Raw genomic sequence first — 13,791 nt, forward strand, 5'->3', positions numbered from 1 at the left:
CCTGCAGTATCTCATGCTGAAAACCAAGAAGCTGTAAAACAACTTACTCCAAAAACAGAACAGGCAATGCAGAAAACAGGGTGGGTAAAAGAGGGAAATACATGGTATTTCTATGATCAAAATAGTGTGAAGAAAACAGGGTGGTTAAAAGATAATGGTACATGGTATTACTTGAATGCGGATGGGGCAATGAAAAGTAATGGCTGGTTAAGTGATGCTGGAAAGTGGTACTACTTTGCTGAAAGTGGAGCAATGAAAACGGGTAATATTTTTAATCAAGGTTCATGTTATTTATTAGGAGCAGACGGTGCGTTATATACGAACGAAGGCTGGGTTCAGTACGAAGGAGAATGGTATTACGTTCACCAAGGAGGAAACTTACACGAGGGCTATCTTGAATATAATGGTAAGATATACTACATGAATCCAGGCTCTGGAGATATGAAAGTAAACAATTGGATAGGTTCACATCCTGATGGTAATTATTTCTTATCTGATGGAGCAATGGCAACTGGTTGGAATTTGATTAATAATGAATGGTACTACTTCGAAGAAAGCCGGACGCATTTTAATACTCATAATGGTTGGCTAAGTTATAAAGGAAGCTGGTATTACTTTGTGGCTTCTAAGATGAAAACAGGTTGGATTGAAGATAATGGGAATTGGTACTACCTGAATGCAGATGGAACGATGAAAACAGGCTGGTTAAAAGATAAGGGCACATGGTATTACTTAAATGCAAATGGCACAATGAAAAGCTCAGCTAATGGGTGGGACGAAGGTTGGTTAGATGAGGGAGGAAAGCGTTACGTTTTCGCTGACAGTGGTGCCATGTGGACAGGGAAAATGTGTGAAGGAGGTACTTGTTGGTACTTCAATCCAGATGGATCCATGGTAACAGGCTGGAAAGTAGTGGATGGTGAATGGTATTACTTTGATGAGAAAAGTGGAGCAAATCATGAAGGCTGGTTAAACTACAATGGCAAGTGGTATTACTTTTATGATGGACCGATGAAAAAAGATTGGGTACAAGATAAGGGCACATGGTATTACATGAATGAAGACGGAACGATGAAAACAGGCTGGTTACAAAAAGATGGAAATTGGTATTATTTACAGTCTAGCGGTGCAATGGCAACAGGCAAACATTTTATTGATGGTAAATGGTATTCATTCAAAGATAATGGCGTTATGATGTAACAAAGGTTTTTTTATTAAATAAATGACATCAGATATCTATTTTAAGATATTTCTATAATGAAAAAAGACACCTGTGAAGGTGTTTTTTTCATCTCTTCTTATTAATCTAGGAAGAATAACGTTTATAACAATAATGGGTAGTAAGTACTCTTAAGCTGATGGTAATGGGGTAGCACCACATCGCTATCAACCTAACAAGACAAAATACCCCCTAAAATGAAAAAGACGTTATTCTTTCTGAGAAATCATGGGAAAGGATAACGTCTTTTTATCAATATGACGGTATACTATTTGAAAAGTAATAATTTAGGATTCATGCACATATAGGATAATTTTTTTCGAATTTATAGTAGTTCTAAAAATTATATAGCTTTAATGACAAATTGAGATTGAGGTATATATAATAATTGAGCTGTTAAGGAAGTTGTTGTGTTAGCAAAAGGCAATGATTCCTTATAAGGAAATTTATTATACACTATTTCATTAATCTCAAAAGTCTTATACAATTTTTTAAGGATTTTTTGAGAAATTTTATTTGTACAAGCAGCAATAAAATCAAAATCTCTTGTACTTATTTCTTGAATAGCATGTGAAATAAGAGTAGTGACTACCCCACTGCCCATCCAATCTGGATGACAAGCGCCCATATCTAGATAGACTAATCTTTCTTTATCTAAATTTGAAAACTCAATTGATTCCGTTTCTAAAGTATCTAAGAGTAGAAAAATGGGATCCATTTGTGGACACAGTTCACTCGCTTTATCTTTATCTATTAATGGTTGGGTTACTTTTCTTGTTAAAAGAACACCAACAATTTGAAAGTTTTCTATTGCTACAAATGACATAGATTGAGATACAGCTTGTTTTACCATTTCCTCGCACATTTTGTGAAAAGGAGCAAAAGGAATTTGTAAACTGCTTACAAGAGGTTCGTTATTCACAAAAGAATGTGCAATTAAATGTGCTGCATCTTTCACGTGGTGTGTATCTAGTAGCTCTATATTCATATATTTTTCCTCATTTCTTAATATAGATAGTGGTAAATTGAAATTAGATATTGATTAAAAGGGATTGAAAATTTTATTTAATGTAGTTAAGTTTAAATATTAAAGCGCTAACAAATAAGGTTATTAAACATATGAATAAATCTGTTTAGTAGCAATCGATACATGTTTATGAAGAAATGCTACAATCTCATCTAAACATTCAACATTTGTATATGGCGAGATAGAAAAGAATTTTAATGTAGAAATTGGTTTTCTATCACAACTGTTTATTACATCTACTACACAAGAACGAGTTGTATCGCCAAAGAATATTTGATCACGATTTTTTCCTAGGTAATTAAATAGTTCTATATTTAACCGATTTGTATCCTCAATCTCTTCTTGTGTTGCGAGACCTGTACGCTCCTTTTCCCAATTTACCTGGCCATCTCCATTCATATAGAAACGAAATGTTGTAATTGGTCCATAAGTAAAATCATTTGTTATTGCTACTTGAGGAAGAGCCTTGCGCAATTTCTCCCTAAATAATAGATTTACACGAACATAATTTGCTAATAATTTTTGATATCCTTCAATTCCAAAGGCTAATAAATTTATATACATCGGAATAGAACTACCAGCTCGTGAACATTCTAAGGTATAGCCTGTATGATAACTGCCATATGATCTATTACCAAGATAAGGTGTGTCATTTTGTTCGATGTCCATAAGTTGTAAGTCAGTATGATTTTTCACGATTAAAATACTTGAAGTATAAGGTGTTTGTCCTAATTTATGAAAATCAAAACATACACTATCTGCAAGAGACATATATTGCATTTTCCCTTGAACGAGTTGTAAGGCATCTTTCACATTAGGTTCAAATGAGAGTGGATTTTCTTCAAAGTTATAATTATTAAAGAAACCATAGAATCCGCCCATTGCAGAATCTGCATGAATATAAATAGGTTTTAATTTATATTTTTTCTGTATTGATTCAGCACTATCTTTAATTTTTTCTATATCATCAATTGTAAATGTATCTGTTGACCCCATAGTAGCTAGAATATAAAGGGGGATACCTCCGTTTTCAATAACATTTATCATTTTATCCTCTAAATCTTCTATATCCATAGAATTTGTATAAGGGTCAGTTTTCACTTTAATTAGGTGATTTGTCCCAATGCCAGTTGCTTCAGCTGACTTTAATAAACTATAGTGTGCATTTTCAGAAGCAAAGCAATATACATTTTGTGGAACACCGTGTTCCTTTGCTAATGGAAATTGTTTAGCAATTGCTAAACGTAAGCTTGAAAATACACATCCTTGTCCACCCCATGTTGTATAACCACCGCTATTATGCGGATTATAACCGATCAGTTTTGAAAGCATGGATACAACTTTTACTTCTGCTTCAGCTGCCCCAGGGCCATATACATCCCAAACGCCATTACCATTTAAAAGCGCCATGGTCATTGTACCTAATAGTGATGGAATACTTGGTAGTGGTACAGCGTTAGACAAATAGTATTTATTTGGATAAGGATGACCATTCATAAATTGGTTTAGTTCTTCCATAACCTCAGACATAGTAATTCCAGCCAGTGGTATATGACTTTGGTGAATTAAGTTATTGTAATATCCATCTGATTTTTCCTCACAGTTACCTAAAGATGCTTGGTCTTCATTTTTTAATCGGCTAAGATTTTCAACTATTTTCTGCATAGATTCTAAAAAAAGTTTTTGTTTTTTTTCATTTCCATCAGCGCTCGGAAATAGATTCAAAATATCTTGCATGTGGCCACTTCTCCTTGTGAAAATATGGATTTTTATTTTACCTAGTTAAATATACGAGTGAAATGATTTGTGTTTATCCTTTAGAATGTGTATGAATCAGGAGCTGTTTAGAAAAAAATGTAATTCCATAGAAAATTATATGAATTCTGGAATTTAAAGTAAAGGAAAAATTTTTTGATTAATTTTAAAAAGTAATTGCGATATAATGAAGTTGCTAAAAATTTTTCTGAATTAATTATTTATTCTTCAATATTACAAACTTTATTAAATTTAAATTGTGCCCTAGCAGATATTCAAATAACGTAATAGATATTTGAATATAATGAAAAACGCCTTATAATGTAGTTTAAGGTTCTGTTGCAAAGTTTCCGAAGACATAAAGAGATGGGGAATATTGTGGGCCAGTTTTATGAAACTATTAATAATGGTTCTGGTGCAAAAAGATAATGAAGAGTAAAAAGAATGATTCATTCCTAACGGAATGACTGCTTATGCGGTAAGGCCAAAGAGAATATTAATCAGTTGTATCTGGTTTTGGACAGACTTTTCCCCATGGAAAGTCTGTCCAAAACCAGAAAGAATTCATCCATCGATTGTTTGGGCTTACAGCATAAAATAGAATTCCGCTAGAAATATATGAGCTATATTATCTTTTATTTTATCTTTGCACCAGAACCAAATTAAATATACGTGTATATTTGGGCCTCTATCTAATTAATATTTCGTTATATTTATATTAATTATTACAAAACAAAAGAACACTCAACATGAGTGTTCTTTTGTTTTGTTCTCGCGTACTGAGATGACTGTTTCAAAATCTCGTTTGGGGACTTGATTTTGACAAATTGTTACTGCACTTATAGGTTAACATTATAAAAATAGATTGTAAATTAAGAATATTCGTACGAAATTTTGTTAATGTTCAGTATAGATATTTATCACTATGGCTATAGGAAATATAATTTTGCTATGTTGAAAGTGGTCATCTTACTAAAGGATACGTTCTTGGTACCTGTACTTTGTGCGGGAATCTTTCATAAGGAAAAAACACCTTTACCAGTACATTTCTTCGACTTTATAGTTGCTTTAATATTTATGGGTGTTGCAACAACCTTAAAAGAACAAAAGAAAATAAGAGTGTTATTCTTTTTTTGTAAGAATCATTAAAATAATGTTTTTTAAGAGATTTAGGAAGAATATCTAGTTTTTGCAAAGGCAGTTATTTGCTAACCGGAGAATATGAATAAGTAGAAAATGGGATTTGTTTATCGAAAAGTATTTTTATTGTTAAACAGGCATGTCAAAGTGCTCAGGAATATATTTCTCAATAATGAAATGAGCTAATCATATGAAATATTAAAAAGTATTTGTTTATAATAGACTCTAAATTAAAAGGCCAATCAAATATTAATTTAACTTTGTTAATGAGTTTGAAAGGAGCGAGTATTATGGCGAATGTACTTGTAATAAATTTTCCTGGAGAGGGGCATATCAACCCGACATTAGCAGTTGTAAGTGAATTAGTACACAGAGGAGAAAAAGTTGTTTCGTATTGTATAGAGGACTATAGAAATAAAATTGAAGCAACCGGTGTGGAATTTCGAGCATATGAAAATTTTCTCCCACAAATCAATATTATGAATCGAATTAATGAAGGCAATGGTCCTGTCGAAATGTTGTCCAATATGATTGCAGCTACAGATCGTATTGTAAACCAGATTCTAGAGGAAATAAAGGAAGAACAATATGATTATATTATATATGATAATCATTTCGCAGTAGGTCGCATTATAGCAACTGTTTTACAGTTACCTAAAATTTCTTCTTGTACAACATTTGCTTTTAATAATTACATCACTTTTAATGAAGAATCTGAATCGAGAAAAGTAGATGAAAATTCTCCATTATATCAATCATGTTTATTAGGAATGGAACGATGGGAAGAGAAGTATGGGATTAAGTGTAATAACTTGTATGATATTATGAATCACCCTGGAGATATTACGATAGTATATACATCTAAGGAATATCAACCGTTTTCTCAAGTATTTAATGATTCTTTTAAATTCGTTGGGCCATCAATTGCAGTACGTAAAGAGGTAGGAAGCTTTCCAGTTGACATTTTAAAAGAGAAAGTTATTTTCGTTTCCATGGGGACAGTCTTTAATGAGCAACCGGATTTATATGAGAACTGTTTTGAAGCATTTAGAAATATGAATGCAATGGTCGTGTTAGTGGTCGGGAAAAGGATAAATATAGACCAATTTGAAAATATTCCAGAGAATTTTAAAGTGTTTAATTATGTACCTCAATTAGAAGTATTACAGCATACAGATGTATTTGTTACACATGGTGGTATGAACAGTTCTAGCGAAGCGTTATATTATGGTGTCCCGTTAGTTGTGATTCCAGTTACAGGGGATCAGCCATTAGTCGCGAAACGAGTCACTGAGGTGGGAGCCGGAGTTCAGCTTGATCGCAGAACATTAACTCCTGAAATGCTGCGTGAAGCAGTAGAAAAGGTAATGAATGATAAGGAATTTAAAGAAAATAGTCGTAAGATTGGAGAGTCTTTACGTGAATCTGGTGGCTATAAACAGGCAGTTAAGGAAATTGTAAAGTTCACTTCCAATTGTCGTGTGTAGACAAATAATGTAACAAGAAACTTAAAATGACAACTAGAAATCTACTCTAATAAAAATATATAGAAATGGAGAGATTTTTTATGTCAAAAGCGTTGGTTATAAATTTTCCTGCAGAAGGTCATATCAACCCTACAATTGGTCTTGTTACTGAATTAGTGAATAGGGGAGAAGAAGTTATTTATTATTGCGAGGAAGAATATCGCCATAAATTAAAGAATATAGATGTTGAATTTCGAAACTATGGAGATTACTTAAAAGAAATTAATTTAAAAAATAGAATGAAGGATATGTTTCACCCTTTACAAATGATGTATAGATTTTTAAGGGTAACAGAGAATGCCATCCCTTTTCTTTTAGAAGAAATTACTCGTGAAAAGTATGATTATATGATCTATGATCAGCATTTTCTTTTAGGCAGAATTCTGGCTGAAATGTTACCTATACCTACAATTGCATCCTGTACAACATTTGCTATGAATAAAGAAATGTTGGAGGAAATTCCACTGGGAAACATCGAATCTAATCCTACTTCACCATTGGTTGAGGAATGTCAAATGATTGTAAATAGAATTAGTGATCGTTATGGGGTGAATGTTGATTCATTAGAGCAACTTTTTCATTATGAAAGTGACATGACATTAGTTTTTACTTCTAAATATTTTCAACCTCATGCTCATTGTTTTAATCATACCTTTAAGTTTATAGGACCTTCTATCACTTCACGGCAGGAAATAGTAGAATTTCCTCTTTATAGGTTAGACGGAAAAGAGGTTATTTACATTTCGATGGGAACAGAGTTAAATAAACAGCCGAAATTTTATGAGAAATGTTTGCATGCATTTAAAGAATTTAATGGAATAGTTGTAATTTCTGTAGGTAAGGAAATAGAGATGCGACGTTTTCTTAATAATCCACCCCATTTCATTATTCGTCCTTATGTTCCACAGTTAGAGGTTTTAAAATATACAGACGTCTTTATTACACATGGTGGTATGAATAGTGTAAGCGAAGGATTATATTATGACACGCCTCTTGTTGTTTTACCAATTACAAATGATCAACCTTTTGTAGCAAAAAGAGTCGAGGATTTAAATGCTGGTTTGACTTTGGATTATACAAAAATTACATCTGATTTATTGAAAGAAACGGTAAGGAATGTACTTAATAACAAAACTTATAGGGAAGGAAGCAAAATAATTGGTCAGAGTTTACGTGAAGCAGGTGGATGTAAGAAAGCAGTTGATGCAATATTTCAGTTTAAAAGAGAATTTTTGTCTAGTTCCCTTGATAAATGAATTGACGATAAGTACTTTGAGCTATACTCATTAATAAGAGTTGCGAAAGACATATATCGATATAACTCTTCGGTGAATAAAGATAATTCGTGTTTTTGATGCAAGTCCATAAAAAGCACGTCACTCTTACTCATTAACATAAGAAGATAGTAACGTGCTTTTAACTTTGAATATATTCTAAATACTTAAGGTGATGGATGTGAGGTAGCACATCATGCCTATCAGCCTATCAGAAAAGTTTGCCACATCGCTATCCAGCTAACAAAACAAAATTCCCCTAAAATGAAAAAATACGCTATTCTTTCTGTAGAATCATAGGAAAGGATGGCGTTTTTTTATGTAAATTTCTGTATCAGATGAATTAGGGGTACGGAAACGATTCAGGGAATGAGGTGCCACTCTAGCATTTACTTACAGAACGATTGGAGGAATGCTCTGACATATCTAAATCTTCCCCATTTAAATTTACAAAAGAAGAGTCCATTTTGGATTCTTCTTTTTATATGTTCGTAAAGGTATACCTTTACAGATACATAGAAACCTATAAAAAACCACGTCTATAAATGTTTGTTTCTAATTTTACAGATATCTTTTTATTTACATACCTTTACAGACATTTTTAGTCTAATTAACAGTGAGGTGTAGCACATGAAACATAAAAAATTTGGATATGTCCGAGTTTCGAGTAAAAATCAAAATGAAGAACTGTAGATTTGAAATAAAGTTGCACCGTTTTACCCCTTTGGATCTGTTTATCTAAAGGGATATTTTTATAGTGAAAAGTGAAAAGAAGATCTGAACTGAAAGGTGAATTAAGGAACTGTTGAGTAGCAATAAAGTTACTCCACTAAAGGGCCATTTAATGGAATAAAGCTTATTGAGTTAACCGGGACAGGTTGATTAATAAGAAAAGGAAATGAAACCAGTTTTATAGAATTAATTAGGTAATTCATTTTCCTGGAGGGATAACTGAATGGCTAAATTGATTTATCATGTTGCAGTTTCACTAGATAACTTTATTGCAGATCAAGGTATGATAGATGGAAATATTAATAATTCTAGCTTTTTATTTGATGGGGATCATGTCCCAGACTTTTTATCAGATATTCATCAATACGATGCCGTATTGATGGGTGGAAAGACATTTGAGTTTGGATTTCAATTCGGTGCTAAACCAGGTGAACCTGGCTATAAGGGCATAAAACATTACATATTTTCAAACTCCATGCAGTTTGAGTCAAACGAAGAGGTCGAACTTATCAAAGGTGATGCTATAGGATTTATTAAGAATCTCAAACAGCAAGGGAAGGGTAAAATTTGGCTATGTGGAGGCGGAGAATTAGCTGGGTCGTTGATTAAACATAAGCTCATTGATCAATTGGTGCTGAAGGTTAATCCAATTATAGTCGGTGAAGGTATTTCTCTATTCGGAAGCGTAAAGCCACGTCTTAACTTAAAGTTAGTGGACATGAAACAGTACTCTAGTGGAGTTGTCAAACCGACTTATAATATTATTTATACTTAGGATTATCCTAGAGAACCCCTGTCTTTAATTAATTTTCAACAATAAAATTTCAACCAATTGTTCAATAAAAGGGCGCTTTAATTGAGCAAGGATAACAAAAATTATCAAATTTTTTTATAAAAGGATGATTCAATTGAATATAGAAAAAGCGTGTTTTGATCAATCTTTTTTTCAAAACACGCTTTTTCTATTTGGTTTTCTTTGCCCATCCCCTCGAAAAGGGGGAACAAGAATAAAGTACACCCTACCCCTAATATAAAACTGAATAAGATTAAATTAGTTAATATTTCTTTTAATCTCTTCTCCTCCTAATTATAGTGTCGTTTATTATAAAGACGGTTAAGCCTACAATCAAAATAATATTGAACGAAGTCATCCAACTGAATGAATCATCGGTATTTATTAAAGTAGTACTCAAAACCGAGTAGAGAGAAATTATGATTGCAGATAACAATGGAACTATAGAACGGTGGTATTCCTTCCACTTTTTTCTCTTCTCACCATTTACAACACTTCCCCCGATAATTCTACCAGAGACAGTGATTCGTTCGAATTTAGTAGATATAATTTTTAATTTTACATAATCCTTTGGATTAAAAAGTATTGGTTTTATATATAATGTACCTTCTCTATCTGTGTACTCAAATTCAATATTAAATTCCTCAGGTTTAGATTGATATATTTCAACATCAAATACCCTTGCTGGAGTACCATCTTTTTTTACAAATTTGATCTCCAAAGGCTTACCTTTTTCGAATTCATCTTCCTTAATTGGTTCATTTCCAATACTTTCGATACTTAAAATAGATAAATAGGCATTTTCTTTGATTTCCTGTTCTTCAAAAAATATCTTAATCTTACTATGTAATTGATTAAAAAGTGCTGTCTTATTAGAAATTACATATTCTAACTTCTTATATTTTTTACTCTTTATAAAATAAAATAAACCTGCACCAAGACCCGCTATAGTTCCAGCAATAGATATCATACTACCGTAAGTTTTAAAAAATTCTACCACTTTATCCATTTTCATCCTCCTCACTTATAAATTAATTTTAATCTAAACAAGTTAAGTAAACTAGCATATATGGTTTTAAAATAAAAGTAGTATTGTCCCAAAAACGATTATTTTTGGGACAATCGAATAACAAGCGATTTCCGCCTATTTTTTGTAAAAAAACTTCCCCAATACTCATCTCAAAAACTATGTTCTTAAAACGTACATTTATAATTTATTTTTTTCACAGCAAAAAAGATAAGATCAAGGACTCGATCTTATCTTTAGCATAAGGAGAAAACAATAGGGTGATAACCATCACATTTTTATTATATTATAATTTCTGGCAATTTTTAATATTAAAACCATAAATGAATATGATATCCATATTGAGAAAATTAGTTATAAAAACAATAAATATGAAAGTAAACTTTTGAATATTAGTTTGCTTTCATTTTTAAAACACTAAATTTCAATGTTCTACTTTTTTAATATGTAAGATTGCATACAATTTATAGTTGATAATCATTATTACTGTAACTATAATAGTTACAGTAAGGTTAATATTAAAATTACAACATGAACGGAGATGTTATAAAATGGGTATGAAAAAAATCATTTTAGCTGGTGCATTAGGAGCCGCAGCACTTGCAGGAACAAATTTACCAGGATTAGAAGTAACAAAAGCTAGTGCAGCTTCTATTGAATCAAATATATCAACAATTGAAGGTCGTGTAGTTGAGATTAGTAATAATGTTATATTTGTAGAATCAAAACAATATACAGATCCTATCAGTATCAATTTTGATTCTATACCAAATGTAAAAATAGGAGATCAAGTAAAAGTTACTGGCACAATGATGCGTAATTTTACTGAATATATGATTGCAAATTCTATTGAAAATAAATCATTAACACCAGGAATGCATTTAAAAGAAAATGGTCGACCTGATTATGTAGTAGGAGAAATTAGTGAAAAAGGAAAAATTGATGAATACGTAGACGTACCTATAGATTATGTACTTGTTAAATATCCTAAAATCAACGGTGGAGATGAAATTCTAGAAGTTTACTTAACACAAGGACAAAAACTTAATGTCGGTGACAAAGTTAAAGTAAATAATATGGAATTTGCACAATGGGGTGGAAGTTCTATAAATTGGAGCATAGAAAACAACATTGAAAAAATTCAAGAATCGAAAACTTCAAATCAAACTAATGATGATCAATGGATTTGGTCTTAGTAAAACATTATTATTTATTTTAGTTAATCTTTTCTATCAGTTATACCAACCAACAAATATATAAAATCCTAATGTATTTGTTTAAATTGTTTGACCATTAACATTAGTACTATCTAAAAAAAGAACTTGTAGTCCTTCTACAAGTTCTTTTTTGTTTTTTTACAAAACTGAAAATAAACTTTTGAATATTTGTTTACATTCAAATCGCCGAAAACATTGACCCCACACAAAATCCTCTGATATCCTCAAAATCAGCAAGAAAAGTATACATTCAAAACAATATAAATAAAGAGGTACAGAAACCCATGGATAAAAATTTTATTTTAAATAAAATCAATTTATGAATATATGTAATTTAAATTATTAAAAGTAGTTAATATAAAAAACTCTGATTTTAAAAAGATCAGAGTTTTTTTAAATGATATGGTGATCCCTTATATAATAAAAAAAATTATGATAATTGCGCACTAACATTAATAATAATTACAACACCTAAAACTAGAATAATCCAAGTCCAATACTTATTTGGAATGAAAAATAATGAAGATTTATCTTTTATTTGAACTCTTTCTCCGGTTTTTTCATCGACGAATGTTCGTACACTATCAGATATAAACTTTTTAGTGAAAAAATAATTAATCATCGCTATAGATATAGTCGAAAATATTCCTTGCAAAATAAATCCAGATTTATCTTCCGTGTTCACTTGCAAAAAACTAAAAAGGATTCCATTTATCATAAACCCTAAAATAAATGCTAAGGCTACTAACATTCCTTTACCTCTCCAAATAATCATTACAATGACTCCTTTCAATTTTTAAATAACGGGACATACATATTACATTATATTACATTTTATTAATTTATGGAGTATTAATCTATTTTAATGCTCTTTCAATCCGTCCTTTTGTATCCTCAGTCAAAAATGGCTTTGGAACCTTGTATTGCTCCTCAAAAATTCAATTTATTCCTTCATATTGGTGGGACCCCATGTTGCAAGAAATACTCAATCATAGTACACCACAAATCACACTTAAACATATCGAAATCAATAAAGAAGAGAAAAACAATATACTTGATACATTTCAAATCTAACAGAGGTACCGCCACATCGCTATCAAGCTAAGGTTTTATTATGCCCCCAGAACGAAATTTTTAGGCTTTCTTGTAACGAAAAATCTTGGAATGCCATTTGTATGGGCAACTAATCGCCATTCTACTTTGTTCTTCTACCATGTTTCAAATGCGACAATTACTTCTTATAAAAAAGAAACAAGAACTGAGTGAATATAAGGCTATATATATGATTAAAGATTACTTTCTTCTTATTTATCAAGCCATACAAAAAGACACCCAAGAGCTATCAAAGATTTTGCTTCGTCTGTTTAATCTCCTCCAGCGAAACGGACGAAAATCTCATCGATATGAGAAGAAAACAGTCTTTGATATATTAGGTGTCGTTTACAATTGTACCATGTCTGATAATCAAGCGGCTTAATTCAAAAAAGGAAACCCGTTAGGGCTTATTTCGTATGCGGATTTTTAAATACTTTACACTGATCCCCTATAAAAAGTGAAAAATCCCTTCTGAAGTTGACCTTATATTACCTTAGCTTGATAGCGATGGGGTAGCACCACACATCCATCAACTTAAGCATTTAGGCTATTCTTAAAGTTAAAAGCACGTTACTATTCTCTTATGTTAATGAGAATAGTAACGTGCTTTTTATGAATATACATCAGTTTGAAATGAACTCAATATATAATCTTTTATATTAAATCGATACTCACTTAAAAAGTTGATATGCTCCCATCCTAATGATGAGATATGTTTTAATAGTTCTTCATTAAACTCATACTTACTTTTTAACATTTCTACAGATTTACTTAAATATACGGCGTTCCATATAATAATGGAATTAATCGGAATACTTAATAAATTCGCTCGTTGTATTTGATCCTGGAGAGCACGTTTAGGTATATCATATAGATTTTTCATAATTGCATTTATTGCAAGCGTTTTCAATTTTAGAGATTGTTATAATCTACATTTTTCACAAAGCATTTCTTAGCATATTTAACCTTAAGCATTGGTAACAAAA

The 13,791-nt window shown here is 31.4% G+C and carries 10 protein-coding genes and 3 pseudogenes; 7 read left to right on the forward strand and 6 right to left on the reverse strand.

What is annotated here, in order from left to right; all coding sequences use genetic code 11:
- Positions 1–1,200, forward strand: a 1,200-nt coding sequence (locus tag C564_RS0127110; protein ID WP_018767536.1) for an N-acetylmuramoyl-L-alanine amidase family protein, incomplete at its 5' end; no start/stop codon positions are given.
- Positions 1,201–1,562: 362 nt separating this feature from the next.
- Here the strand turns inward: C564_RS0127110 and C564_RS0127115 are convergent.
- On the reverse strand, positions 1,563–2,207 hold the full coding sequence (locus tag C564_RS0127115; protein ID WP_003204295.1) for a hypothetical protein: 645 nt from the start codon (positions 2,205–2,207) through the stop codon (positions 1,563–1,565).
- A 123-nt stretch (positions 2,208–2,330) separates the two neighbouring features.
- On the reverse strand, positions 2,331–3,983 hold the full coding sequence (locus C564_RS0127120; protein WP_018767537.1) for a pyridoxal phosphate-dependent decarboxylase family protein: 1,653 nt from the start codon (positions 3,981–3,983) through the stop codon (positions 2,331–2,333).
- 1,448 nt (positions 3,984–5,431) lie between these two features.
- On the opposite strand from C564_RS0127120, the gene C564_RS0127130 reads away from it, so the two are divergent.
- From C564_RS0127130 to C564_RS0127140, 3 genes are all read left to right on the forward strand, one after another.
- Positions 5,432–6,628, forward strand: a complete 1,197-nt coding sequence (locus tag C564_RS0127130) for a macrolide family glycosyltransferase (protein ID WP_018767539.1) — start codon at positions 5,432–5,434, stop codon at positions 6,626–6,628.
- 80 nt (positions 6,629–6,708) lie between these two features.
- The gene (locus C564_RS0127135; protein ID WP_018767540.1) at positions 6,709–7,923 is read left to right on the forward strand and encodes a macrolide family glycosyltransferase; all 1,215 of its coding nucleotides are present in this window, start codon (positions 6,709–6,711) and stop codon (positions 7,921–7,923) included.
- Between the two features lie 973 nt (positions 7,924–8,896).
- Positions 8,897–9,448, forward strand: a complete 552-nt coding sequence (locus C564_RS0127140) for a dihydrofolate reductase family protein (protein WP_018767541.1) — start codon at positions 8,897–8,899, stop codon at positions 9,446–9,448.
- A gap of 292 nt (positions 9,449–9,740) precedes the next feature.
- On the opposite strand, the gene C564_RS0127145 is transcribed toward C564_RS0127140, so the two are convergent.
- Positions 9,741–10,475 (reverse strand): hypothetical protein, encoded by a 735-nt coding sequence (locus tag C564_RS0127145; RefSeq protein ID WP_018767542.1) that lies wholly within the window; start codon positions 10,473–10,475, stop codon positions 9,741–9,743.
- A gap of 569 nt (positions 10,476–11,044) precedes the next feature.
- Between C564_RS0127145 and C564_RS0127150 the strand changes: the two genes are divergently transcribed.
- The gene (locus C564_RS0127150; protein WP_018767543.1) at positions 11,045–11,689 is read left to right on the forward strand and encodes a F0F1 ATP synthase subunit alpha; all 645 of its coding nucleotides are present in this window, start codon (positions 11,045–11,047) and stop codon (positions 11,687–11,689) included.
- Between the two features lie 451 nt (positions 11,690–12,140).
- Here C564_RS0127150 and C564_RS0127155 read toward each other — a convergent pair whose 3' ends face one another.
- Both C564_RS0127155 and C564_RS38510 read right to left on the reverse strand, forming a co-directional pair.
- Positions 12,141–12,485, reverse strand: a complete 345-nt coding sequence (locus C564_RS0127155; protein ID WP_018767544.1) for a hypothetical protein — start codon at positions 12,483–12,485, stop codon at positions 12,141–12,143.
- 88 nt (positions 12,486–12,573) lie between these two features.
- Positions 12,574–12,648 (reverse strand): annotated as a pseudogene (locus tag C564_RS38510) (YolD-like family protein); the annotation flags it as partial.
- Between the two features lie 31 nt (positions 12,649–12,679).
- Here C564_RS38510 and C564_RS36405 point away from each other — a divergent pair.
- Both C564_RS36405 and C564_RS0127165 read left to right on the forward strand, forming a co-directional pair.
- Positions 12,680–12,784: pseudogene (locus C564_RS36405) on the forward strand (tyrosine-type recombinase/integrase); the annotation flags it as partial.
- An 85-nt stretch (positions 12,785–12,869) separates the two neighbouring features.
- Positions 12,870–13,187, forward strand: a pseudogene (locus tag C564_RS0127165) (IS4 family transposase); the annotation flags it as partial.
- 228 nt (positions 13,188–13,415) lie between these two features.
- On the opposite strand, the gene C564_RS35535 reads toward C564_RS0127165, so the two are convergent.
- Positions 13,416–13,715, reverse strand: coding sequence for a Tn3 family transposase (locus C564_RS35535; protein ID WP_081621531.1), 300 nt, complete (start codon positions 13,713–13,715; stop codon positions 13,416–13,418).
- Between the last annotated feature and the right edge of the window lie 76 nt (positions 13,716–13,791).

The organism is Bacillus sp. 105MF, from assembly GCF_000374885.1.
GTDB lineage: Bacteria > Bacillota > Bacilli > Bacillales > Bacillaceae_G > Bacillus_A > Bacillus_A pseudomycoides.